At 36.0% G+C, this 25572-nt stretch carries 21 protein-coding genes; 13 read left to right on the top strand and 8 right to left on the bottom strand.

Features of this window, described 5'->3' with window-relative positions; all coding sequences use genetic code 11:
* Position 1: 1 nt before the first annotated feature.
* Entirely contained in the window at positions 2 to 313 is a 312-nt protein-coding gene (gene cutA, locus ND2E_RS02880) for a divalent-cation tolerance protein CutA (RefSeq protein WP_033095484.1), read from the bottom strand.
* Between the two features lie 132 nt (positions 314 to 445).
* Between cutA and ND2E_RS02875 the strand changes: the two genes are divergently transcribed.
* From ND2E_RS02875 to groL, 3 genes are all read left to right on the top strand, one after another.
* On the top strand, positions 446 to 952 hold the full coding sequence (locus ND2E_RS02875; protein WP_033095485.1) for an FxsA family protein: 507 nt from the start codon (positions 446 to 448) through the stop codon (positions 950 to 952).
* A 129-nt stretch (positions 953 to 1081) separates the two neighbouring features.
* On the top strand, positions 1082 to 1372 hold the full coding sequence (locus tag ND2E_RS02870; protein WP_033095486.1) for a co-chaperone GroES: 291 nt from the start codon (positions 1082 to 1084) through the stop codon (positions 1370 to 1372).
* 188 nt (positions 1373 to 1560) lie between these two features.
* Entirely contained in the window at positions 1561 to 3207 is a 1647-nt protein-coding gene (gene groL, locus ND2E_RS02865) for a chaperonin GroEL (protein ID WP_033095487.1), read from the top strand.
* 583 nt (positions 3208 to 3790) lie between these two features.
* On the opposite strand, the gene ND2E_RS02860 is transcribed toward groL, so the two are convergent.
* Positions 3791 to 11134: a M4 family metallopeptidase gene (locus ND2E_RS02860; protein ID WP_033095488.1), complete on the bottom strand. Its 7344-nt coding sequence runs from the start codon at positions 11132 to 11134 to the stop codon at positions 3791 to 3793.
* A gap of 312 nt (positions 11135 to 11446) precedes the next feature.
* The gene (locus ND2E_RS02855) at positions 11447 to 11719 is read right to left on the bottom strand and encodes a hypothetical protein (protein WP_033095489.1); all 273 of its coding nucleotides are present in this window, start codon (positions 11717 to 11719) and stop codon (positions 11447 to 11449) included.
* A gap of 151 nt (positions 11720 to 11870) precedes the next feature.
* On the opposite strand from ND2E_RS02855, the gene ND2E_RS02850 reads away from it, so the two are divergent.
* Positions 11871 to 12758 (top strand): LysR family transcriptional regulator, encoded by an 888-nt coding sequence (locus tag ND2E_RS02850; RefSeq protein ID WP_033095490.1) that lies wholly within the window; start codon positions 11871 to 11873, stop codon positions 12756 to 12758.
* A 310-nt stretch (positions 12759 to 13068) separates the two neighbouring features.
* Here ND2E_RS02850 and ND2E_RS02845 read toward each other — a convergent pair whose 3' ends face one another.
* Positions 13069 to 14127 carry an OmpA family protein gene (locus ND2E_RS02845; protein WP_033095491.1) on the bottom strand — a complete coding sequence of 353 codons (1059 nt, stop codon included), beginning with the start codon at positions 14125 to 14127 and terminating at the stop codon, positions 13069 to 13071.
* A 268-nt stretch (positions 14128 to 14395) separates the two neighbouring features.
* Between ND2E_RS02845 and ND2E_RS02840 the strand changes: the two genes are divergently transcribed.
* The 4 genes from ND2E_RS02840 to ND2E_RS23420 all read left to right on the top strand — a co-directional run bounded on the left by ND2E_RS02840 (position 14396) and on the right by ND2E_RS23420 (position 16915).
* A complete protein-coding gene (locus tag ND2E_RS02840; protein ID WP_033095492.1) occupies positions 14396 to 14671 on the top strand; it encodes a hypothetical protein in 276 nt (91 codons plus the stop codon).
* The gene (locus ND2E_RS02835; RefSeq protein WP_033095493.1) at positions 14671 to 15495 is read left to right on the top strand and encodes a mechanosensitive ion channel family protein; all 825 of its coding nucleotides are present in this window, start codon (positions 14671 to 14673) and stop codon (positions 15493 to 15495) included. The genes ND2E_RS02840 and ND2E_RS02835 overlap by 1 nt, the downstream gene beginning before the upstream one ends.
* 15 nt (positions 15496 to 15510) lie before the next feature.
* Positions 15511 to 16044 carry an RNA polymerase sigma factor SigX gene (gene sigX / locus ND2E_RS02830; RefSeq protein WP_033095494.1) on the top strand — a complete coding sequence of 178 codons (534 nt, stop codon included), beginning with the start codon at positions 15511 to 15513 and terminating at the stop codon, positions 16042 to 16044.
* A gap of 277 nt (positions 16045 to 16321) precedes the next feature.
* Complete coding sequence (locus ND2E_RS23420; protein WP_052056951.1) at positions 16322 to 16915, top strand: PEP-CTERM sorting domain-containing protein; 594 nt, start codon at positions 16322 to 16324, stop codon at positions 16913 to 16915.
* Between the two features lie 58 nt (positions 16916 to 16973).
* Here the strand turns inward: ND2E_RS23420 and ND2E_RS02825 are convergent, their stop codons facing one another.
* Both ND2E_RS02825 and ND2E_RS0122015 read right to left on the bottom strand, forming a co-directional pair.
* On the bottom strand, positions 16974 to 17561 hold the full coding sequence (locus tag ND2E_RS02825; RefSeq protein ID WP_150113801.1) for a hypothetical protein: 588 nt from the start codon (positions 17559 to 17561) through the stop codon (positions 16974 to 16976).
* A 92-nt stretch (positions 17562 to 17653) separates the two neighbouring features.
* The gene (locus ND2E_RS0122015; RefSeq protein WP_223303695.1) at positions 17654 to 19378 is read right to left on the bottom strand and encodes a substrate-binding domain-containing protein; all 1725 of its coding nucleotides are present in this window, start codon (positions 19376 to 19378) and stop codon (positions 17654 to 17656) included.
* Positions 19379 to 19658: 280 nt separating this feature from the next.
* Here ND2E_RS0122015 and ND2E_RS02820 point away from each other — a divergent pair, with 280 nt between their 5' ends.
* The 3 genes from ND2E_RS02820 to ND2E_RS02810 all read left to right on the top strand — a co-directional run bounded on the left by ND2E_RS02820 (position 19659) and on the right by ND2E_RS02810 (position 22609).
* Positions 19659 to 20225: a DUF4136 domain-containing protein gene (locus tag ND2E_RS02820; RefSeq protein ID WP_033095496.1), complete on the top strand. Its 567-nt coding sequence runs from the start codon at positions 19659 to 19661 to the stop codon at positions 20223 to 20225.
* Between the two features lie 83 nt (positions 20226 to 20308).
* The gene (locus ND2E_RS02815) at positions 20309 to 20812 is read left to right on the top strand and encodes a DUF3016 domain-containing protein (RefSeq protein WP_033095497.1); all 504 of its coding nucleotides are present in this window, start codon (positions 20309 to 20311) and stop codon (positions 20810 to 20812) included.
* 132 nt (positions 20813 to 20944) lie between these two features.
* Positions 20945 to 22609, top strand: a complete 1665-nt coding sequence (locus ND2E_RS02810; RefSeq protein WP_033095498.1) for a mechanosensitive ion channel family protein — start codon at positions 20945 to 20947, stop codon at positions 22607 to 22609.
* A 30-nt stretch (positions 22610 to 22639) separates the two neighbouring features.
* Here ND2E_RS02810 and ND2E_RS02805 read toward each other — a convergent pair whose 3' ends face one another.
* Positions 22640 to 22942 carry a hypothetical protein gene (locus ND2E_RS02805; RefSeq protein ID WP_033095499.1) on the bottom strand — a complete coding sequence of 101 codons (303 nt, stop codon included), beginning with the start codon at positions 22940 to 22942 and terminating at the stop codon, positions 22640 to 22642.
* 39 nt (positions 22943 to 22981) lie between these two features.
* On the bottom strand, positions 22982 to 24022 hold the full coding sequence (gene epmB, locus ND2E_RS02800; RefSeq protein WP_223303696.1) for an EF-P beta-lysylation protein EpmB: 1041 nt from the start codon (positions 24020 to 24022) through the stop codon (positions 22982 to 22984).
* Between the two features lie 98 nt (positions 24023 to 24120).
* Between epmB and efp the strand changes: the two genes are divergently transcribed.
* Positions 24121 to 24696 (top strand): elongation factor P, encoded by a 576-nt coding sequence (gene efp / locus ND2E_RS02795; RefSeq protein WP_033095500.1) that lies wholly within the window; start codon positions 24121 to 24123, stop codon positions 24694 to 24696.
* 39 nt (positions 24697 to 24735) lie between these two features.
* Entirely contained in the window at positions 24736 to 25422 is a 687-nt protein-coding gene (locus ND2E_RS02790; protein ID WP_033095501.1) for an outer membrane beta-barrel protein, read from the top strand.
* The last annotated feature ends 150 nt before the right edge of the window (positions 25423 to 25572 follow it).

Here is a 25572-nt window from a genome sequence, read left to right on the forward strand (position 1 = left end):
TTTACTTCAAAGAGTTAGTGATCCAGTTCAAATAATGTTTATCACCTTGCTGGATATTCAAAGCAATAACTTCCACCACATCATATGGGTGCAATTGGTTAATTCGATCACTTAAAGCGGCGAATTTACTTTCCTCTGTTTTTATCAACAATTGTACTTCATTATCGCAATGCAATTCATCTTGCCAACAATAAATAGAGGTAATATTTGGCACCATATTAACGCAGGCAGCAAGTTTTTCTGTAACCAAATGCTGAGCAATATTTGTAGCTACTATTTCATCTGGACAAGTTGTTAGAACTAATTGATACAAAATTGTTACCTATGGTTGTTATCCTATTGATATTATACCTAGAGTATTAAGGAAAACTTAGGCTTGTATCAACTGGCCTTGAAATAGACCTGTTAGGCCCAATATAAGTTTCATAGAAAATAAGGAATCATTATGTTTCAACTATTATTTGTACTTTTTATCATTATTCCTATCATCGAAATAACGGTGATTATGCAAGTGGGCGCATTATTAGGTGTATGGCCAACAATCGCTATCGTTATTTTAAGTGCGTGGTTAGGTGCCAAATATGTACGTCAACAAGGCTTGGCTACATTACAATCAGTACAGACAAAAATGGCACAAGGTGAAATGCCATCGAGCGAAATAGTAACGGGGTTAATGTTATTAGTGGCAGGTGTTTTATTGGTTACTCCAGGTTTTGTAACAGATATATTTGGTTTGTCGTTATTGGTGCCTAGTGTTCGAACGGCAATTGCCAATCAAGTGCAAAAACATATTAAGGTTAATCAATTTGGTGCCGGTGCCTCTTTTCATAGTGGCGCATCAGGAAATGTTTATCAGCATGAAAAAACTACAGAACCTTTTACTTCATCAAATGAGCCTATTTCACATCATCAGGGCGATACCTTGGAAGGCGAATTCAAACGCAAAGATTAGTCGTATTTAAGTTTTTTTTGTTTAGGACTTGTGAAGGTTTATTTTATCCCCATTTCTATTATCAACAATATAGTTGTTAATTATGACTAGTAACCTTACAAAATAATTAAGTAATTCAGGAGAAAATTAATGAGCATTCGTCCACTACATGATCGTGTAATTGTTAAACGTAAAGAAATTGAATCAAAATCAGCTGGCGGTATTGTCTTGACAGGCAGCGCAGCAGAAAAATCAACACGTGGTGAAGTTACTGCCGTAGGTAATGGTCGTATCTTAGAAAATGGTGAAGTTCGACCATTAGACGTAAAAGTTGGCGATCAAGTGATCTTCAGTGAAGGGTATGGTGTTAAGTCTGAAAAGATTGATGGTGAAACAGTCTTGATTCTTTCAGAAAGCGATATCTTAGCAATTGTTGAATAATTAAGAGCTTAACGTGTCGTTAATGTATCACATTAGCGGCATATAAAAGTGCTAACTTACTAATGTAAGTTCTCTGCTTTTTCTTTGCTATTGAGCGAATTAGCTTAAAGCAAAGCCTTATTTGATAAATAGTCTTAACATTGTTTTTAAAAACAGTGTAAAAAAACAAAATTATAGGAATAAATTTCATGGCTGCAAAAGACGTATTATTTGGAAACGACGCACGAGCTAAAATGTTACGTGGTGTAAATGTATTAGCTGACTCAGTAAAAGTAACATTAGGACCAAAAGGTCGTAACGTAGTCATAGATAAATCTTTTGGTGGTCCAACAATCACTAAAGATGGTGTTACTGTAGCTAAAGAAATCGAATTAGAAGATAAATTCGAAAACATGGGCGCACAAATGGTAAAAGAAGTTGCTTCTAAAGCCAATGATGAAGCCGGTGATGGTACTACTACTGCTACCGTTTTAGCGCAAGCTATTGTTAACGAAGGTTTGAAATCTATCGCTGCGGGTATGAACCCAATGGATCTTAAACGTGGTATCGACAAAGCTGTTGTAGCTGCTGTTGCGGCATTAAAAGATGCATCAACCCCAGTAACAGACAACAAAGCCATTGAGCAAGTAGGTACAATCTCTGCAAACTCTGATGAAACGGTTGGACAAATCATTGCAACTGCAATGGATAAAGTAGGTGCTGAAGGCGTAATTACAGTTGAAGAAGGTCAAGCATTAACTGACGAATTAGATGTTGTTGAAGGCATGCAATTTGACCGTGGTTACTTATCTCCATACTTCATAAACAAACAAGAAAACGGTACTGTTGAACTTGAAAATCCATTTATCTTATTAGTTGATAAAAAAGTATCAAACATCCGCGAACTGCTAACGACCCTTGAAGCTGTCGCTAAATCAGGTAAGCCATTATTAATTATTGCAGAAGATGTTGAAGGTGAAGCCTTAGCAACGTTAGTTGTTAACAACATGCGTGGCATTGTTAAAGTTGCTGCTGTTAAAGCACCAGGTTTTGGTGACCGTCGTAAAGCAATGTTACAAGACGTTGCTACATTAACTGCTGGTACCGTTATTTCTGAAGAGATTGGCATGGAGTTAGAGAAAGCGACTTTAGAAGACTTAGGTCAAGCTAAACGTGTTGTTATTTCTAAAGACACAACAATTATCATTGACGGTATTGGTGATGATGCTGACATTAAGGCACGTGTCTCTCAAATTCGTGGCCAAATCGAAGAGTCTTCTTCTGATTACGATAAAGAGAAATTACAAGAGCGCCTAGCGAAACTTGCTGGCGGTGTTGCCGTTATTAAAATTGGTGCGGCAACTGAAATTGAAATGAAAGAAAAGAAAGCGCGTGTTGAAGATGCATTACATGCAACGCGTGCAGCCGTTGAGGAAGGTGTTGTTGCTGGTGGTGGTGTTGCATTAGTTCGCGTTGCCGAAGCAATTAAAGATCTTGAAGGCATTAATGAAGATCAAACACACGGTATTAACGTAGCTATTCGTGCGATGGAAGCTCCGCTTCGTCAAATCGTTACAAACTGTGGTGACGAGTCTTCTGTAGTACTAAACGAGGTACGCAATGGTAAAGATAACTACGGTTATAATGCTGGTAACAGTACTTACGGTGATATGATTACTATGGGTATCTTAGATCCAACTAAAGTAACGCGTTCAGCACTTCAATTTGCTGCTTCTGTTGCAGGTTTAATGCTAACGACTGAAGCAATGATTACCGATGTTGCACAAGAAGCAGCTCCTGCAATGCCTGATATGGGCGGTATGGGCGGTATGGGTGGCATGGGCGGTATGATGTAATTTATGCTTTTCTAAATTGTTAATTACATCGTTCTGGTCTACTTGCATAGGAAAGACTATAACGCCTTGTAGTAAACAATTTATCTTACGCATAAAGCATTAACGTGCTTGTAGCAGCTAAAAAACTCACTTCGGTGAGTTTTTTACTTTCTGCGGTAAAACTTAGTTCATTAGTTTTGATATTTCTTCATTTTTATAGGTCGTTTAATAAACACTAAACGTCACTATAAAGCGTCAGATACTAAAAGAACTTACTCTGTGCATAAAGTATTGATTTGTCTGAAACAACTAATTATTCCATGCGGTAAGTTTTTGTTAACTTCACAAGCTTAATTAAGTTTTTTACATTTTTACTGATCATAAAGGTGCTTTAGCTCGCTTATGATACTTATCCCAAAGGAGGCCGGTTGATGTTAACTATGATGAGGTCTTGCTGGATACTAACACTTTTTTACACTTTCTTTTGTTCAGTTAAAACAAAGCACATTAAAAAAGCCCAAATATAAATGTTTGGGCTTTGGAAGGGTAATAACCAATGATAAATTATTTCAATAATTAGCTAAAGCATATAGAAAATCATTAGTTAGTCAGATTGTTTTTTACGTACTAAAAAACTCCGGTATATTAATAAACAAAATATCCATACCAAGAAGTTCACACTTGTTGTACCGCCGGATGAAGAAGAATCCGGCACAGATGATGACGATGGATCCTGCTCAGGCAATTCATTAGTTACTTGCACATTATCTACTATGACATTTACTTGTTGTTCAACTTCCGTATAACTATCGCTAATTGTTAATAAAAAGCTAAGAGTCATTTGCGATTCAACTTCTGGAGCCGTAAAGCTTAATGAAGAAGCGCTTGATGAATTGGTTTCTACATTAATCCCTTCGAGTTGAGTCCAAGTATAAGTTAAATCGTCGCCATCAGCATCAGATGAGCCAGAAGCATCAATAGTAACAAGAGTATTTTCATCTACGGTAACCGAAGTTATTAGATCAATGGTTGGAGCCGCATTTTTAAAGCTGACTAATACTCCTGGATCTTCTACCTGTCCATTGATTTGACCATCAGCATCATTTGGACCACCATCTTCGATAACTAACTGAATACATTGGTGCCCCGTATCAAGGCCAGAAGTGTACTCTACTGAAATAGGTGGCGGGCAATTATTGTTAGTGTCTAAGTAAGCACTAGAGATAACGTTTTTTCCGTCCTCTATAAAAGTAAACCAACCTTTATTACTGATATACTTTCTAAAACTAGCCTGTGCAGGTATCGTGACATTATCTGGTAAAGGAATGACAACAATTGCGCCATTATCACGAATATGATCACCCGTTACAATAAAGTTCACCATAGGGAATAGTTTATTAGTATGACTATCAATATGATTATTTAACCCCGAGTCTTGGGTAAAAGTAGCTAAATCTGAATCGTCAATAACACTGCTTGCAACTAAAGGAGAAGTTGAGCTTTTAATTACGGAACCTAGAGATAAAGAAGCGCCAATTATTGTTTGGATAGGTTTATTAGCATCTGTTAGTGGTAAATACTGAGTGTTGCTATCACTATCTAAGTAATCAGCAATACCATCATTATCTGAATCTACAATACCTTCTTGCAAATCATTAATACCATCGTTATCACTATCTTCAGTCATTGATAAGTCAGGTAGGTTTGCCAATATAGCAATATTAACTGACCGAGTAACTGAATACTGTTCAGTCGTTAAAAGCTCTTCAGCCATTACTGTGATGATGACATTATTGGCAGTAATTAATTCTGGATCTAATGTAATGGAGTGCGTGTTCACTTCAATAGGCGTAATAGCATCAGGCAGTTGCCACGTTAGACTTATTTCATCGTTATTGAGATCTTCAATATTAGCGATGATCTCAACAATTCCAGCTGATTTATCAACAGCGGCGACAACATTATTATTCTGATGTACAGATATATTAATGCTTGGTGCTAAGTTTGTATCAATTACATGAATTGATGTAGTTTTCTGATCTAATAAACCCATACCTGAAGACAAGACCGATAAAGTATAAAGATCGCCAACTTGTGCATTGTTATCAATAGGGACATCTATAAACATCTGCTCAGAAGATAAAATATATTTTTGTAAAATAAAGTCCTGCACTTCGTAAAGAACATAGAAAGGATAAAGTTCAGCTGCTAATGGAGCTGTAGATTCAATATCAATACGGACTGTAGCGCCTGAAATTGCATTCTTTGAATCTACAATGGATAGCATAGGCAGAATATTTACTGTCACGATACCTTCTCCAGTATTACCACTGTTATCAGCAAAAGTCACGGCTACATCATGTATACCTGCAGGTAAAAATTGTTTTTCAGGATCAGCAAGTTGCACTTGAATTAATCCATCAACTATATCTTCAGAAAAAACACCTTGGAGAGTAGGTAAAATATTGGCCAAAATACCCTGAGCATATGTCAATTTGCTTTGTGATGTAAATTCAGGTGGGATAGTGTCAACGATAGTAAAAACTTGTGTTACCAGTGTTATGTTACCAGCAACATCTGTTGCTCTCCATTGAACTTCGTTGTCACCTAGAACTAATGCTTCATTACTGACACGCTCCACTAGAGGTTCAATGATATTATTGTCAGTGACAGTAGGTAAAGGAAGTACCATTTCACTGAGGGCATTAGTTGCTTCATAAGTTTGTGATGTTACTGTATCAAATATTGGGGCAACATTTTCACCGACAGTACTATTTAAAGGTGCTTCATCTTCACTATCAACAACACCATCAGAGTCGCTATCCGCATTGGATGGATCTGTTTGTAAATTATATTCTTGAATTGATATTAGCCCATCTGAATCATTATCATCGTTTGCATCATTTGGGTTAAGTAGATTTAAGTGGTTATGGTATTCCCAACTATCTGGCAAGCCATCTTGATCACTATCATTTGAATTAGGGTTTGAACCTAGCTGAAACTCTAATAGATTACTTAAACTATCATTGTCTAAGTCTTCAAGTGCATCTGACGGATCTTCTATGGATAAACCATGAGATATTTCCCAATAATCAGGTAAGCCATCATTGTCGGTATCAAGAGAAGTATATCCATCCTCCAAGGAAACATGCAGTATGTATAAGCTACCAAGGTTGATAACGCTATCGCTATACTGGGATACTTTTATGTAATAAACACCAGTAGTGGTGAAATTGTGAATTAAAAAAGAATCTAAATTATCTGTACTTCCTGATTCCCCTGACGATGGATTAGAATCATCGTTTGAAGCAAGAAAATTTCCTTGAGCATCATATAACCTTAAATAACTATCAAAAAAACCATTATTGCCTTCTCTATCAATATCAAAAATAGCCGTAGTATCTTCTGCATTTACTGTGAATTTAAAGTAATCATAACTGCCATCTCCTGTTCCTTGAATGCTGACATGAGGAATGCTTTCTGACGTGTTATTTGATAGATCACCTATATCGTCAGAATATTGATAATTAAACATACCGTCTAGTGATTGTGCCGAAATTAAGTCGTTGTTTGGCTCACTTTCACTTATATAATTTGGGAAAGGGTTTGTACCTGCTAGGTATTCATCTAAATTATTTACGCCATCACCATCGCTATCCAGTGATGCATCATCAAGAAGTGGGTTTAACCGATATAAGACTTCCCATCCATCAGGCATTTGGTCACTATCAGAGTCGTTTGATAGTGGATTAGTAAGATATATGTTGAATTCAATACCATCATTGAGTCCATCAGCATCTGAGTCGGAGTTTAATGGATCAGTTAAAGTGGTCATAACTTCAATATAATCAGATAAAGTATCAAAGTCGCTATCTTCTAAGATAGGACTTGTCTGATATGTTTGAACTTCTTCTCCATCTTTTAAGCCATCTAAATCGCTATCTATGAGAAGTGGATTGGAGCCACTATGATATTCACTTAAATTGTTTAAAGCGTCGCCATCTGTATCAATAATACTATCAGTATTATCATTTTTATTAAGGCCATAGAAGTCCTCCCAAAAATTAGGTAACTCATCAGCATCATTATCAAGTAACCAATCAACAGCTAATGATTTGAGCCCAGCAGATAATTGATATTCTACGCTTGCTACCCCTGTAGTTTTATTTATTGAGAAAAGTGCTCCATCTTCATCTACACCAAAAATTGCACCATCAAGACTCGTTGTTAAACCCGATTGCTTGTCTAACGTAACGTTTATAAGAGAGCCTATTAAGGTTGTTCGAGCGAGGTTTCGATCTAAATGGTAAAGGTTAGCTGTACTATTCGAACTTAATGCCCATAATTTAATGCCATCCCAAGTAATAGCATCAATATTCTCACCTTGAAACGCACCAATTAATTCTGCAAGACCAGTTAACACATCTATTTTGTACAAACGCTGTGCATTGGTATGAACCATATAGAGAATGTTATTATTATCAAAAGCTAAACCGACTTGTGAAACATCAATACCTAGATCACCTATTAGTGTGACTTCAGCTGTTGTTGTATTGACCCTATGTAATGAATCAGTTGTTGAGTCAACGGCGTATAAAATGTGATCTTCACCAAATGTTAAACCGGCAACCTGTGTTAAAGCAGTATTACCTATTAAGGTTTCTATGCCTGTAAGCAAGTCAATTAAATACAAGTCTCCGGTTTCATTGATAGAATAAGCTTCAATAGTATTTGGAAATGATAAAGCGTTGGTAGGGTCAGTTTGATATTGAAACTCTTTTAAATTGCTCCATGTATCACCATCTGCATCTGCCTGACTGTCATCTATTAGGGCATTTAGACTGTAAGTAACTTCCCAACCATCTTGCATGCCATCGGTATCAGTATCAGATAACAAAGGGCTTGTGGTATAAATATTCACTTCATCGCCATCACTAATATCATCGCCATCAGTATCAGGAATTAATGGATTCGTTGTCAGGGTAAACTCTTCTAGTGTGGTTAAGCCGTCGTCGTCAGGATCAAGGCTAGCTACCCCCTCATCTATTAACACGTTAAAGTTATATAAAACCTCAAAACCATCGTGTAAACCATCACCATCAGTGTCATTATTGTTCACATTTGAGTTATGAATATTTACTTCGTCTCCATCTGATAGGCCATCGGCATCAGTATCAGAGGAAAGGGGATTTGATAAGTGTGTATTAATCTCGGCACTATCTGACAGTGTATCAGAGTCACTATCAGCTAAAATTGGGGACGTTAAGTGAATTAATACTTCGTCGCCATCGGTTAATCCGTCACTGTCAGTATCAGCAATAAGTGGGTTTGTTTCGGCTTCAAACTCAGCTAAATTTGATAAATTATCACTATCATTATCTAAAGGTGCATCTGTCGGATCATTTTTATCTAAACCATATAAATCTTCCCAAGCATCTTGCATTCCGTCACCATCACTATCTGGAAACGGATTTTCAATAGATACATGTAGGGTGTAGGTAGCATTATTTGGAATAATACTGTCACTATACCTTGATACTTTAATGTAATAGGTACCAACCTCTGAGAACGTATGCATTAAGAAAGAATCTAAACCACTTGTACTTCCTGATTCTCCGTAGGATAAATTAGCATCATCATTTGAACTAAGTAAGTTACCTTGCTCATCATACAACCTTAAATAGGAATCAAAAGAACCAGTACCTCCACTACCATTGTCTACATCAAAGATCGCTTGTGATGGAGCAGTTAAAATTGAAAATTCAAAGTAATCATAACTTTCATCACCTGAACCAATAATTGACACGTGGGGCATAACTTGAGACGTATTTGTTGTTTGATCACCTATATTTTCTGAATAGTTTAAATTAAACCCTGTATCAATATTTTGGGCTTCAGCGATAGAGTTATTTGATTCTGTATCAATAACATCACTGATTAAAGGGTTTGTACCTTGTTGAAATTCGATTAGATTAGATCGACCATCATTATCAGCATCAAGAGCGCTATCATCAAACAATGGATTTAAACTGTAAATAACTTCCCAGCCATCAGGCATACCATCACTTTCAGTATCGCTTAAATTAGGGTTTGTTAGGTGAGTATTCAGTTCAAGGTTATCTGCAAGCTCATCATCATCACTGTCAATTTTAGCCGGGTTTGTGAAGTGAATATTGACTTCATCCCCATCAGGTAACGTATCGGTATCGCTATCTGCATTATTAGGAAGGGTGTTTAGTTGAAACTCTACTAGGTTTGATAAAGTATCATTATCTAAATCAGTATTAGCATCTGAGGCATCGGTTGGATCTAATCCAAAGCTTTGTTCCCAATAATCAGACATACCATCGGCATCTTCATCGCGAGCAGGTAAGTCATCACAAATCACACCAACTTGCTCAAATGAGTCGATTACATCTGAAACGTTATATCCTAAATCATCTGTAGCATGGATCACCCCACAAGCACCTTCAATAAAAGTAGTATTTGGTGTCCAATAAAAGCGATTGGCTTCATACATTACATCAAAAGCTAATCTTGTATTCCAATTTTCTTTATTTGCTAAAAGAAAAAATGCGCGGTTAAAAATACCGCTACTATGATGAACATCAATGCCATTGTAATAATTATCTGCATGACCTATTGATACACCATCTCGCGTAGGGTCTTCCATATAGCGTAGCGATCCTTCTCCCTTAAAAATGTCAGCTCCGGTTAACCAATCATTACTACCTCTAACATAATATTCAGCGGCTTCACCTGCCATATCTGAGAAGGCTTCGTTAATACCACCTGACTGGGCACGATAAATTAGGCCTGAGTTTTGTTCTGTCACACCATGAGCAACTTCATGGGCTGTAACATCCAATGAAACAAGAGGATAAAACCTTGACCCACCATCACCGAAGGTCATACTAGAGCCATCCCAGAAAGCATTTTCGTAGCTAGTGCCGTAATGAACACGAAGTACTAATTGTGAAGAAAGTGGAGAGGTGCTATACCAGTCATTGAACATGCTAAAAATGGCATTACCGAAATAATGAGCATCATTTAAAGGGGAATAAGCACCATTGATTTCTTTATGGGTATTTCGGTTACAGGCAAAAGTAAATGGGTTACTACCCGATGTGCCATGATTTAAATTAACTGTTTTTACATTGGTGTTTTCCATTTCACAGTTGTCGGCTGTTTCTGTTACATCCAGATAGTCAAAATCAGTACCATATTCATATTGTCCTACTTTGGCATTTCCTCCAGGGCCTGTAGCGTCTGAGAAATTTAAACTATCCCATTGTTTAAGAATAACTGCTGATTTAGCATCAATAATATAAATAGGTTTTGCTACATCTCCTGCGTTGTTTTGAATAAAAAAACTTACTAAATAGGCAATGCGAGCGTTATTACTATCATCAATATAAATAACTTTTTGAGTGTTTTCTTGACTGAAAGTTGACTTTATTTTGAATTGTGTAGACTTATCTGCGTGTAATAACTTTATTTTTTTTAATACTTCAGTATCCAACAGTAAAGGTGTTTGGTTTGAAATATTTAAATCGTCCTCAATCTTAGCGACAACTTTTCCGTGCAGTTTTTTAATAGCGCTGGCTGATTTCAATTGAGTGATAACCTGATAACCCCAAACAGGCATATCTTTATAGTATTGCTGATAACGTATACTTTGATGTTTAGCGCTATTAAGTGAAGATTTTTTTACTTTAAATGAGTCGTTTGAATCTAAGCCGATGATGCTTTTTAATCCTTGTGCAACTAGCACTTCAGGGCTGGATTTCTTAGGTGTTTTAGTACGGTTATTAATCACATTTATCGTACTGATTTGTTGATTAATTAAGGGAATGAAATTGCGAGATATTTTGTGTTTTTCAGCGGCTAAGACACTGAAATTAAAAAAAATAAGGCAGGTAATAATAAGGTGAATGTATGAACGCATAACAATCCTTGTTAATTATAAAAAGCAAAAAAACATCAATGAGGACGCCATCATATAGCAAATTATGATGTTTTTAAATGACCAAAGCTCAAAGTTTAGTCACCTTGCATTTGTTATAATAGTTATGTAGCTAATTATAATTATTTTAGGACTATTTAATTTATTAAGTACTTCTAACCTACTGCTTCTTATCGTTTATCTTCACATGTATAGAGCTGCGATTACTTATGGTAAATAAATATCAGACAAACAATATTTAGTCTCTATATTGTATTAATAAAGTCACAGATACTATTCGTCTATAAAACTGGATTACTCTACCAAACCATTTCGCTTTAAACCTCGTCTTACATTTTTGCAAAGTTTTCCTAACCTTGATATTTCGCCTAGCTTTGGAACAACATCATCATTCAGTTTCACTTCCCACTCACAAAGTTCAGTATCGACTATTTCTAATAACTTCTTGGGGCAACCGATACAGGAAATACCGCAAATATTTGCCTCTGGCACATTGAAAGGAAAATCCTTTCGCACTTCGGCAATGAGGTTTTGCATTGCACTGACACAGTCGGGTTTTTTACACATACTCTGGGTATCCTCAAACGCTTACTTGAACTTTTATATTTTATGACTTGCAAGAAAAGCAATCAATACAGTAGAAAGCAAAGCTTCTTTGTTTTTTATGCATCTATGATTTATCCTTTATTCATTATTTATAAGTAAAAGGCCCAATAAAATGAGTATGCTAACTAGGCTTCACTATTTTAACTGTGTGGTAGAGACTGGCAGTATTTCTAAGGCAAGTCGCATCTTTGATGTTCAGCCTTCCTCGATATCAAGGCAATTATCTGCGCTTGAAAAAGAATTAGGCGTGCTATTGCTCAACAGGACTAGTCGTAATATAGGGCTTACGGAAGCTGGTGAGACCTACTACCATTACTCACAAAGCATAGCCTCAGACCTCGACCAAGCTAGCCGGGCAGTGAATGACTTGCAGCAAAAACCAACGGGAAATCTAAGAGTTAGCATGACTGTTGGTTTTGCTGAGTGTTGTATCTTGCCATTAATTCCTTCTTTTATTGCGCAATATCCTGACATAAAATTATCACTGGAAATGACTGGTCGTGTCGTCGATTTGGTTGAAGAGAATGTAGATATTGCAATCAGGACTGGTCGCTTAAGAGATTCAAATTTAATTGCACTTAAATTAGTCGATAATAACTTTTTACTATGCGCAAGCCCGCAGTATATTGCAGATAATGGTTCGCCTGATTCACCTTTTAAATTGATGGAATATGATTGTATTCGTTACGAATATTCTGGTTGGAGAAATTGGTTTATTATGGATGAAAAACCAACCAAGTTAGCAATAAATAGTAGTTTAACTATTCGTTCGATAAATGGTCAAAAACAATTGATTTTAAATCATGCGGGACTAGCTTTAATGCCGGAATGGGCGGTGAAAGATGAACTTGAAAATGGCTCTTTAGTTCAGGTACTTAAGCAACATACTTTCAGTCCTTATGAAAGCCTAAGTTCAACGTATGCCATTTATTCTAAAAGGGAGCTTGTTTCGGCTAAAATACGAGTGTTTTTAGACTTTATTAAAGCAAATGTTGCTTGATAATAAACTTTCTTTAAAGGAGTGATTTTACATCAATGCTAAGGAGAAAAAGAAACGGCCACAACTCGAATTGACCTTGATATAAGCGATTATGCTAGATATAAATTGTTAGCTATCTTACTAAAGTTATCTGGTTGAGTTTTTCCAATCTGTACCATTAAATAGGCTTGAAGGTAACCTTTTTATAATGACCCTTGTAAATTAATGTTTGAGATGACTTTTTAATTATTAGTCAGTTAATATTATTTTTCAAAACCTTTAATGAAAGAAGGGGAGTGAAGTGAAGCCTCCCCCCGACTATTAATGTGTTTTAGCTTTTTATCATCATTTTTTTAACTGTAGCTTCAATCTTTGCTACGACTCTACGATTTAGCTCATGATCAGCAGGTGTATTACCCTGAGATATCAGTTGTGTTTCACCAAAACCTTTCGCAGATACACGATTGGCCTCTATCTTATATGTATTGACCAATACACTTTTAACTGTATCTGCTCGTTTTTGTGACAGGGTTAAATTATATTTAGCACTGCCTGCAGCTGAACTGTGCCCCTCAATGACAACACTTGTATTTTGGTATTCTTTCATAAAATCAGCTAAACGTTGAATATCAGTCATTGTGTCTGATTTTATCTGTGCGCTATTATTTTCAAACGATACGTTTAAATCGACAGCTACTGACTTATCTAAAAATAGTGGGCAACCATTTGAATCAACTTTTACGTTAGCTGGCGTATTTTTACAGGTGTCTTGCTTGTCATTAACCCCATCATTATCAGTATCGACAACAATTATTTCAGCAACTACGGGAACAGCAGCAACTTCCTGATAAGTTGCTTTTCTAATGACAGGAGATTTTTTCACCTCACCAAAAGCGTACTTCACACCAAGCTTTAATCCTTGGTCGGTGAAACCATAATCTACGTCACGATAAATAACCGCTTCACTATATAAGGAGAAGCGATCATTAATATCAACGTTATAACCAAGACCTACATTAACCGCGTTGTAACTTTTCACGTTATTAAAGCGTTTTACACCTGCGAAAGCGTAAATACCGGTATCTTCAATCTTATAAATGGCGTCAAGGCCAAAACGTGTTCCGTAATCAGTGTCATTACCATTATTAATGTCGTAACGAGTTTTTGCTAACTCTATACGAGCATTCCATTGTTCATTAATGATTTTTTGTAAATCAATACCTAAACCTTTACCAGCTTCAATTTGTTGCCAATCTATCTTATTTTCTTTACCTGTGGCCGACTTAATATAGTCACCAAAGACACCTACTTCCCATGTTTTATCAATGCCCTGGGCAGCTAATGGAGAACTGATTAATGCAGCTAACAGGGTAATGTTGAACGTTTTCATGGATAAATCCTTATTGAGTTTAATGTAATTTTATGTGATTTCTGTCCCTATAACGGGTGAGGAGTGCAAAAGTCACAATTAATTAAATTTTTTTACAATGACTGTTTAAACAATAAAAAGTTAGGGGAATAGCGTAGAATGCACTCGATTGAAAACAGCTCAAAGTTCATATAAATAATAAGAATAAAATTTAGACAAATTTTATGTGACTTTTTAACCGCTCAGTCGTTAAAGAGTTAAGCGATAAAAATTATTGCTAGGGGATGAAATGAAAGATATAGAAAAAGATATTGCAGCAGAGCTTAAAAGTGGATCTGAATTAGCCTTTGCCACTTCGGATGATGATCTTTTTAGACGTGCAACTAAAACGGTCAATAACCAGCAAGGAACAAAAGATCTTCTGGCACTTGGCATGGCTTCTCTGTGGGTTGTTTTTATGAGTATTTTTATGAAAATTTTAAAGCCCATATTTAAGCAAATGGCACGTAAACCAAAGATAAGAAAAGAGACTAAAGCAAGTATAACTACTAATGGGAACACCTAATGGATACTGAAAATATCACAGAAAAAGCTTATTCTGGCGTTATGGCTATTTGGCATAAAATGATAACGTTTCTGCCGGACTTAATTGTCGCTACAATATTTTTGTTAGTAGGCTGGTTAGTTGCATCTATGATTAAAAGGTTGCTAAATAAATTTTTAATTAAAATTGGCTTTAATACTTTTTTAGATAAACTTGGTTTAGACACTTTATTGAAAAAAATGGAAGTGAGCGTTACTGGGAGCCAAGTGGTTGCTAGTATTGTTTCAACATTTTTCCTTTTAATCTTTTTATTAGCGGCATTAGATATTGTCGGTTTAACGGTGCTATCAGGGTTAATAGATACCTTAGTCCTGTTTTTACCTAAACTACTTGCTTCACTTGCTGTGCTCTTGTCTGGCTTCTTTGTTGCCCAAATTGTTTTCAATGGCGTAAAAATAGCAGCTAAGAATACCGGTCTTGATTATGGTCGTTCTGTTGCTGAAGTATGTCGAGGCATCATTATCATTATTACGGTTTCACTATCAATAACGCAACTTGATATTGATGTGTCTTTACTGAATAACATTATGACTGTCATTATTGCGAGTGTTGGCTTAGCCGCTGCGATTTCTTTAGGTATTGGTACCAAATCGATGGCACAAGAAATTGTTGCAGGTGTTTATCTACGAGAGATGTATCAAGTCGGTGATAGCATCGAAGTGAAAGATATTAATGGTACTTTAGCGTCAATTGGTAGCGTGGCGAGTAAAGTCATGGGTGAAGGTGAGTCGATGACTACGGTACCTAATACCTTTTTACTGGCGAATAAAGTTACCAAACAATAAATCGACTTTTAACGTTTGACTACGCTTAATGAAAGGCAGCTTGTAACATTAGTACAAGCAAACTTGCCTTATGATACGCGTCTATTTCAGCAATTAATTACGCCGTACTTACCTATATTGAAGGGGTATTGTGCAAAATTACTAAATAACCAATCTGATGCTGAAGACGTTGTACAGGAAACCATTATCAAGGCACTCACTCACTTGAAGAACTTTAAGTGGGCGGTGTCTTTTAAAGCGTGGTTATTCAAAATTGCTCACAACGAATGTATTAACAAAATTAGAGATCGTCGTTGGGATAGTTTAGAGCAGAATGATGAATATTTAGAAAATATGATAGCTGAAGAAGGTCTTCACCAAGATATTGCCACTGCGCTATCTTCGTTATTGGTAAATTTATCATTTTTCGACCGAAATATTATGCTGTTACGCTATCGTACCGAGTTGGAATTTCAAGAAATAGCAGACATATGTGACATGAAACTGTCTGCGGTTAAAATGCGCCATAAGAGGGTGATAGAATTCTTGAAAGGACAACTAAAAGACTAAATGACTGTATTTTTCTGTTTGGGACACTTCAAAAAGCAAATAGATAAAGGTAGATGATAGGTAAAATTTTCGACCTTTGCTTAAATATGTACTATTAAAGACGTTTCTTATGTCAGATATGTTTACATATATTATTTAAATTTTTTATTTTTTTAATTAACCTTTTGAAATTATTAGATTAAATTATTTAGGCTTAATTTGTGCATTGTTAAGATAACATATCCATGAAATGTACTATTTGTTTGAATTATTGCTAATAAAAAGAAGGGTAAAAATAATGAATTTAAAAAAGAGTCTATCAATTTTAGTTTTATCACTATTGACTTTAATCTCGACAGCAAATGCAGGTTTGATTCAAGGGAGTTTAAATGTTGATAATTCCCATACTGTATATATCAGTACTGATAATACTGTTCAAGGTGTTAACGTATCTTCATTAAGCAACTGGACGGTGACTGATACATTCTCAAGTGCATTAACTGCAGGTACAGATTATTTTTTACATGTGAAAGCTAGTAATATTACAGGCCCCGCAGGTTTTTTGGGGTCATTCAATTTAGATGGAAGTGAACATTTGTTTGCTAATGGCCTTGATAATGTTGTTACTAATACAACGGATTGGGCGGTCAGCAGCTCTGGCTGGGGTGCATATGGCGCAGCATCTTCTTACGGCACAAATGGCGTTGCACCATGGGGAATGCAATTAGGTGTCGACAGCTCTGCTGAATGGATTTGGACGGCGGGTGTTGCCAACTTTGATGAGCGGTATTTCACTATTGCGATTAACGCAGTTGACGTGCCAGAGCCTTCTACTTTAGCAATTTTGGGGTTATCTCTATTTATTTTTGGTGCTAGACGCTTTAGTAAATAATTAAGAAAAACCAACATTGCTAAAACACATTTAACACGGATTAATAAATATAAGGGTATTAAGCTCGTTTGGTCTTAATACCCGTTTTTATTTTAGGCAGAATACTTTTTTTCGCTGGTTTTTTTGCCACTGCAAGCTTATTAAGTGTACTTTTTACTCGCTCTTTTTTAGTTTCAGCTGGCTCTAAAGCATGAGCTAACTTTTGTCTGATCTCGGTTAACCGAATAGGAGAAATATTACTTCTTGCAATATGAGCCACTTTTCCAATAGCTACATCATTACTATTAGAAGCAGTACTATGTTTTACTGGCGAACTTGATGATTTTTGTAATTTTCTTTCGGTAATAAATTCTAAGCAATTACTAAAATTATCTCTTACGAGAACCGCTTCAGTTAAACATAATTTATTTATGGTTATCACTAAGTACTCTTTTTCTAGTAAAACTTGTTCGCAACTTAAGTTCTGAGATAACTTGTGAACAGCTTTATTAATCGACTCACCTTCATTTGGCAACAAAACACCATGAAGTCGACGGTTTTCTAATAGTTTCGTAACACTTTGATTTAGTAGTTTTACTGTAAGTTCGAAGTTGACAGACACTATTGCGAGCTCTTCAATAGAGAAATTACTTAGTAGTGTTAGCAATTTTGTTTGACTTGATAATAAATTAAATATTGTTGTTCTCCTTAAATGGTAATAATTCTATTTTGGTAATGCTTATACTTAGTTAAATTACTTTAGAGTAACCAGACTTCTACGCGACGATTACGTTTTCGACCATCTTCGGTGTTATTATTTGCTATCGGTAAAGCTTCCCCTAAAGCTTCAACAGCAAAGACGGGGAGCCCACGAGAAGTAAGGGCAAGTTCAACGGATTTAGCTCGTTTATACGATAAGTTGTTATTCTTTAGTTGAGATCCAACACTGTCAGAAAACCCCATCAATACAATTCTGCGATTTGGTTGCCCCTCCATAAATTCAACAAGGCGTAATAAATCTCGTTTCCCCTTGTTATCAAGCTCTTTAGTTGCATACGCAAACCTAAAATTAAGTGAAAGGCGTTTGGCTTCACGAGCATATCGTAGATACTTTTTGGGTGCTTGAGATAAAGGATAAACCTGCTCTAACTTTATATTCTGTGAAATGAGGCCAGCATTAGCAACGACTTGTTGACCTTGGGTTGATAAGGCATATTGAGCAAAGTCTTTTACTAGGTTAGAAGCTGTTGTTGGAGTGTAAAAATATAAGCGCCTAGAAAGAGCATAATCTTCTGTCCCTATGGTAAAGCGAGTGGGATATATAGCACCGGTCTCCTTACTTTCAGAAATTGCGATTGCTTTATTATGCAGTATATAGTTCAAACCAATAAAGCCTATAGCTGCTTCGTTCTGTGAGACTAAAGATGATAACTCTGAGCTCGATTCAAGCCTTGTGGCCTGTTGAGATAATGTCTTGTTATTTTTTTTAAGTACAAGATTTTTAAAAGTATCCCACGTACCTGAAAATTGGTCTCGTGCATAGAGTTTGATGGGCAATGAAGCCCCGCCAATTTGAGACCAATTATTTATTTCACCTGAAAATATTTTAGCAAGCGTTTCACTTGAAAGTCGTTTAACGGAATTATTCTGATTAACAATGATGGCTAATCCATCTAAACCAATAATATGCTCATTTCCTAGTTTATTTAAATGACCTGAAGTGTTAACTAGTTGCTCCATTTCGCTGCTTTTTATTCGACGAGAAGACATACCAATATCTGCAGTTTTGTCTTTTAGTGCGGTAAATGCGGTGGTAGAACCATGGGCTTTTAACTCAATGGCATAACGTTGCTCGCCTACACTGTAATGTAAAACTTGTTCCAGTGGTGAATGACGCGTCCAGGTAAAGTTATCAATACTTTGTTTTTTCAAGAAACCTTCTAGTAATAATGGCGCTAATTTTTCTCCAATAGTATTGGAGCCATGTAAGCGAAAAACGGTTTCACTGATAGGTAGCTGATCGGAATGCAATGCAATTGAGGAACTAGTCTGGCTGCTAGTGGTTAATGTTATTGACTCATCATTTGTGCGAGGCTGGCTTGTTGCTTTAGTGAATTGTGCTTTTGAGTTGATAGATATGCTATTTGGTCGTATTGAATTTAGGTACCATAAAGTACTCATAGCAGTAAATATTAAACTTAAAATTAGCAGCAAACTTAGGGAGTATTTTTTTGTCTTAATTTCTTCATTTTTTTCAGCGAGCATCTCTGTAGTGTTGAGCCATGAGGTGATGAGATTAATATCTGGCTGGGCAAGTTGTGTTAACTCACTGATAACTAACTGACGATAATCTTCTTCTTGAAGCATTTTATCTATTGATATTTCTATATCAAATTCGCTTTGTGCAAGACTCGCTAAACGATAAAGCTTCGTCATCAATGGTTGGTTGTCTGTTTGCCAAGAGCCCGAAAAAACAGTCGACATTGAAGCTATCTCATAGAGGAAATGTTACAGGCAAGCTTAATGAATAAAAGTTACATTTTAATGACGGTTTTTATCATTGTTAAATAAATATTTATATAAAGTAAGTGGATTTATTATATTTAGTTAATATCTGCTTAACGACATTTTGGTAAACTTTTATAGATCAAATTAGTGCATTTATATTACATTCTGTCGCAGAATTTAATTGGATGTATTTATATACTTAATTATAGAATTAAGTCAGTATTGATACGTTCATACATATTTCTAGGATTGAATAATGAAGAAAAATATTAATGTAGCTGTGATTCTATTTATCTGTTTTTTTGTTAGCGCTTGTGTGACTGTACCGCAAGAAAAAACAGTGAATAAAAATCAATTGGCGATATCTAGTGTCCGTGATATTCCTATTTCTTACCCTCAAGGAAGTTTGTTTTCTTTAGCGCCTAAATATGTAAAAGAAACGTCATTAAAGCCAGAGCAAACTCAAGCAGTATATAAACTTTATGCCAATGCTATTATTGCTGATTTAAAAAAGCATGGTTACAAAAATACTGAAGATGCCAGTAACTCTGTTTTTCATGTTGGATTTGGTATTGCTTTAGCCAGTGATTTATCAGACAACGTTATCAACGACAAGTTTGGAGTTACACCGGGTTTACCAAGTAATGATGAATTAAAAAAAGGCAGTTTTTTGATTTATATTGAAGATGCGCTTACGGGAAAAAAGGTATGGCGTGGAGCTGTGCAAGGTTTTGCTCATGAAGAGATGAGTGAAACAGATAGAGAGTACCGTACCGCAACTGTTGTTAACCGCGTAATGAAGCAGTTTTACGCTACAAATTGACACATGTTAGTATCAAATTAGCACTGTTCTAACAGGTGTTTTCTGTTTTACTTAAGTTGAATAATTAATTTGAGGAACGAGATATGAAACAATCTATTTTAATGGTTACACTATTAACAGCTAGTTTTTTATTAGCGCCGAATGCCTTTGCGGCAACGAGTGAAGTAACTTGGACTGATTATAAAAGTTACCGTGATATCGATTCAGGTAATGACGGGCGCAAGCAGTTCAGGGAACGTATTTTTAAAGATTTTGAAAAGCATTTTGCTAAACTTGCAGCAGCATTACCAGCAGAACAAACCTTAAAGATTGATGTTACAGATGTTGATTTAGCAGGTGATACACATCATGGTGGTGTGAACCGTACCCGTATTATTAAAGAAATATACTCACCTCGAATGAATTTTTCATATCAAGTTTTAGATGCAAATGGCAAGGTGATTAAATCCGATGAAGTGGTGTTAAAAGATATGAGTTTCATGTCGGGCAGTAATTTGAAGTATCGTAATAAGTCATTAGGTTATGAAAAGAAAATGCTTGATGACTGGTTTCAAGAAACTTTTAAAGAAATGATTGTTAGCAAGTAATATTTCATCGTAAAGACCTTATAAAAAGTCACTTTAGTGGCTTTTTTTATTGCTAAAAATTGTATTTAACTTGATATATTTACGCTATCATCCTTGCTAAGTTACTTTATGACATCGCAAGGATAAGGCGCAATGAAGCTCGCCCACCACTCTACTTTTTTTATCCGTTCTGCTATTACCTTTACCATTCTCTTTTTTGCACTTATTAATAGTCACAGTGTATTTAGTGCTCAAGCTCCTAAAGCGGGTGAAGAAGTCTCAATTAAAAAAATGCTCGATAGCAAAGACAAATCTCAGCAAAACATAGAACAAGTTGATAATGCAGATGAGTATAATGTTCCTGAAGATGAATTTGAACGCGGGCAACCTCGTAGTGCTATTGCTGGATATTTAACGGCTTTACGCTCGGGGGATTTAACCTTAGCAACTAATTACTTAGATTTTAGGAACCTTTCTGACAAGACACTTGCCGTGGGTAAAGAAGAGCTGGCAAGGCAATTAGGCGTAGTATTGAACCGTACGCTTTGGGTTGACCTTAATAGTATTAGCGCGCTAAAAGAAGGCCGAAAAAATGATAACTTACCTTCTTATCGTGAGTTAGTTGGCAAGGTTGATTACCAAGGAAATAACATTGATATATTATTGCAGCGTGTCCCTCGTGCTCAAGATAAAGTCAAAATATGGAAAATATCTAATGCTACTGTTGAGAAAATTCCTCGTTTATTTAAACGCTATTCATATTCCCCTTTAGGTGAATTTCTCGCTAAGAAACTACCAGCGGTAGACTTATTTGGTGTCATGCTTTGGCAATGGTTATATTTCATTTTAATGCTTGTCTTGTATTATCTTGTTGCCAAAGTATTTACTTGGTTGGTAGCGTTTGGCATAAAACGTGTCTATGACAAAGTTTCAAACGATGTTTTAAGGTTTATTAAAGAGCCTTTCGCCTTATTAATCGCAGTTATCGTTGCGAGAAACTTTCATGATGAAGCTAACGTTACTATTGCGCTTAGGGCGGTAACAGAGGGCGGTACTTTACTGATCATTGCATGGTGTTGGGTCTCTTTTCGTTTTATTGATTTAATGAAAACCATACTGGCAGAGAAGTTTATCGCTCAAGATAAACCTTTAGCAGTATATTTACTAAGACCTGCAGGTACAGTACTGAAGATCATACTCTTTAGTATTGCTGCATTGAACTGGTTAGAAAACCTTGGCTTTAATGCTTCTACTTTGTTAGCCGGTCTTGGTATTGGTGGTTTGGCCATTGCGTTAGCGGCGCAAAAAACAGTAGAAAATATTATAGGTGCGATAACTTTATACACTTCAGCCCCTATTAAGATCGGTAATTTTTGTCGATTTGGTAATAGTTTAGGCGTGGTAGAGGAAATTGGCTTACGTGCTACGCGTATTCGTACCATAGATCGAAGTGTTATTTATGTCGCAAACGCTAAGTTTATTGATATGAATATAGAAAATTTTTCAGAGCGTGAAAAAATGGCGTTTAAACCTAAGATTTATTTAACGCCAGATACACCAAAAGAGAATATTGATGCATTACTTGTAGCTATCAGGGATATGCTCAGTGGGAGTGATAAACTTGCAGCAACACCATTACGTAGCCACTTCAAAGCTTATACTATTTATGGTTTAGAGTTAGATGTTTTTGCTTATGTTAATACAACGGATTTTGATGTCTTTTTAGATGAGATTAACCAACTCAATCTGAATATTTTATCATTACTCAATGAACATGATTGTAAAGTTCAAGTTATTGCAGAAAGAGTTGGTGAGTAACTATGGGATTATAGAACTTGAGCAATGGTATTAATTATAGCTTTGCTCGAAGTTAGCTAAAACCGTAAATAATTGTTCAATTTTTTTTACTAAGGTAATTAATACGCCTTGATCTTTGTTTGCTTGCCACTGCAAAAGATCATCAGCAACTTCTTCGACATAAGGTTGAAAGGTGTCAGCTGAGCTATTAAATACTGAATCCGTTGTGAAAATAGCTTTAAAGCTCGCTTTTTTATTTTCACGTAAATCAGCTAAGCTTGCATCAGCGGCTAATGATTTTTTTAAAATAACTGAAATATTTTCAATGAGTTGTTGTTCGATAGCTTTAGTCATAATAAGTCTTACTTAATAGAGAGTGGATCTTTTGGGCAATTATGCCAGATTGATTGGTGTTTTGTTAGCTTGTCCAGCAATTTCTCGCACCAATTTAGGCATTAAAAAACCAGGTAAACGCGCAAGCATAACTTTAACAAGAGCAACCGCTTCTACTTCAGGAGTATCAAAGTGGGCTGCACCTTGTACAGCATCAAAAAGGTGTAAATAATACGGTTGAATACCTGCATCAAATAATGCCTCGCTTAAGTTTATCAGTACTTGAGCGTCATCATTTACGCCACGTAAAAGCACACTTTGGTTAAAAAGCGGGATACGTGCAGCACGCAGTGGCTCCAGTGCGTCTATCAATTCTTGATTAATTTCATTCGGGTGATTAATATGCAAAACCATAGTGCTTTTTAAGCGTGAGTGCTTTAATAGAACGACCAATTTTGTTGTGATTCTACTGGGTATTACCACAGGCAAACGGCTATGAATACGCAATCGTGTTACATGCGGAATTTTCTCTATTTGCTCAATCAGCCATGTTAAATGGGCGTCATTAGCCATTAAAGGATCACCGCCACTAAAAATCACCTCACTAATTTCATTATGAGCTGAAATATAGTTAAGGGCACTTTGCCAACGCTGTTTATTTGGACTGTTATCTTGATAAGGAAAGTGTCGTCGAAAGCAATAACGACAATTAACCGCACAGGCCGTTTTAACTATCATTAATACGCGGTTTGTATATTTATGTAATAAGCCTTCAGCAACAGTATCATGCTCGTGCAGAGGATCTGCAGTATAACCATCAGAAAGTAAAAACTCGCTCGATAGTGGCATCACTTGTTTAAGTAAGGGATCGTCAAAATCGCCTTTTTTCATTCGATTGATAAAAGATAAAGGCACACGAACTGGAAATAATTTTCTAGCCTTAAAGTGCTGTAAATAGTCTTTAGGTGCGATATTTAGTAGTGATAACAGTTTTTCTGGCTCAGTCACTACTTCACGTAAGTCTTTTTGCCATGATTTTTCATCACAAAGATGCAAATCATGATCAATTTGGGTTATTATCTGCGGCAATTCTAATTTCAATTGAACATCTCTTGCTAGCTACTTTGACTATTATAACGGTTAAAGGTTGGTGAAGATCAAATAAATAACTCAGTAATTAATAAAAGAGCACTCTTACTATGGCTAATTTCAGTACCAACCAGTTCAAAGCTGGACTTAAAATCATGCTTGATGGCGAACCTTGTAATATTCTTGAAAATGAATTGGTAAAACCAGGTAAAGGCCAAGCCTTTAACCGTGTTAAAATTCGCAAATTAGTTTCAGGTAAGGTCTTAGAAAAAACTTTCAAATCAGGTGAAACTGTTGAGGGTGCTGATGTAATGGAAGTTGAACTTGCTTATTTATACGCAGATGGTGAGTTTTGGCACTTTATGAATAACGAAACGTTTGAGCAAATTGGTGCTGATGAAAAAGCCGTAGCTGATACTGTTAAATGGTTAGTTGAAGGTGATATTCATACTATTACTTTATGGAACAACACTCCTATTTCAGTAACACCGCCAAACTTTGTTGAAATTGATATCACTGAAACAGACCCAGGTTTAAAAGGTGATACAGCGGGAACTGGTGGTAAGCCAGCAACTTTAGCCACAGGCGCCGTTGTTCGTGTTCCTTTGTTTGTACAAATAGGTGAAAAAGTTCGTATTGATACACGTTCTGGTGAATATGTATCGCGTGCAACAAAGGCACAATAAGAGAGTTAACATATAAAACCATAAAATAAGGGAATAGTTATGTTTTTAAGCAAAATATTAATGACGAAGGCTGTAATCTTCAGCAGTGTTATAGCTATTTTGGCCTGTATAGTAAGTACTGATGCCAATGCTAACTACACTAAACGTAGTGATAAGTGGGAAGCTAGTTTTAAAATACTCAATAATCAATCTACTTCTATCGACGGTCAAAATGGCTCTGAACTCGATGTGGAAAGTGATTATGGCTGGGGTTTTACTTTGGGTTACAATGTAAACCCCCATATTTTAGTAAATTTTGACTTTTCGTCGTCGACTCCAAGTTATGAAGCAACTTTAGTTGATTCTGAAAGCGATGGCAGCTATCAAATAAACCATAAAATGGATGTATTAGAAAGTCAGTTTAATGTGATTTATAGTGTCTTTGCTTCGCAGTTCACACCATTTCTTCAAGCGGGAGCGGGTTGGAGTTATTTAGATAGCAATATCGCTGATGGACCGCCAGGTGCTATTTGTTGGTGGGATCCGTGGTGGGGTTACATCTGTGATGGTTATCAAAGTACTTATAACGATACGCGATTTTCATATAATGTTGCGGTCGGCTTTCGATATGAGCTAGATAACAGCCTATTTTTCCGTGCAAGTTACAAACAAGCTTGGATTGATTTAAGCCATTCAGAAAATGCAAGTATCGGCTCTTATAGTTTGGAAATAGGCTCTATTTTTTAGCGGATTTTATCAATGATTATTTAGTCGTAGATAATAGGAACCCAGTATTCATCTTAACTGTTTACTGGGTTTTTTATTACTTTGTAAATAATAAGATTGCTTAGCCATTTAAGGGCTTAATAAATTTGTTATTGAGCTAATTTAGTTTAA

This window comes from Colwellia psychrerythraea, from assembly GCF_000764225.1.
Classification (GTDB): Bacteria; Pseudomonadota; Gammaproteobacteria; order Enterobacterales; family Alteromonadaceae; genus Colwellia; species Colwellia psychrerythraea_D.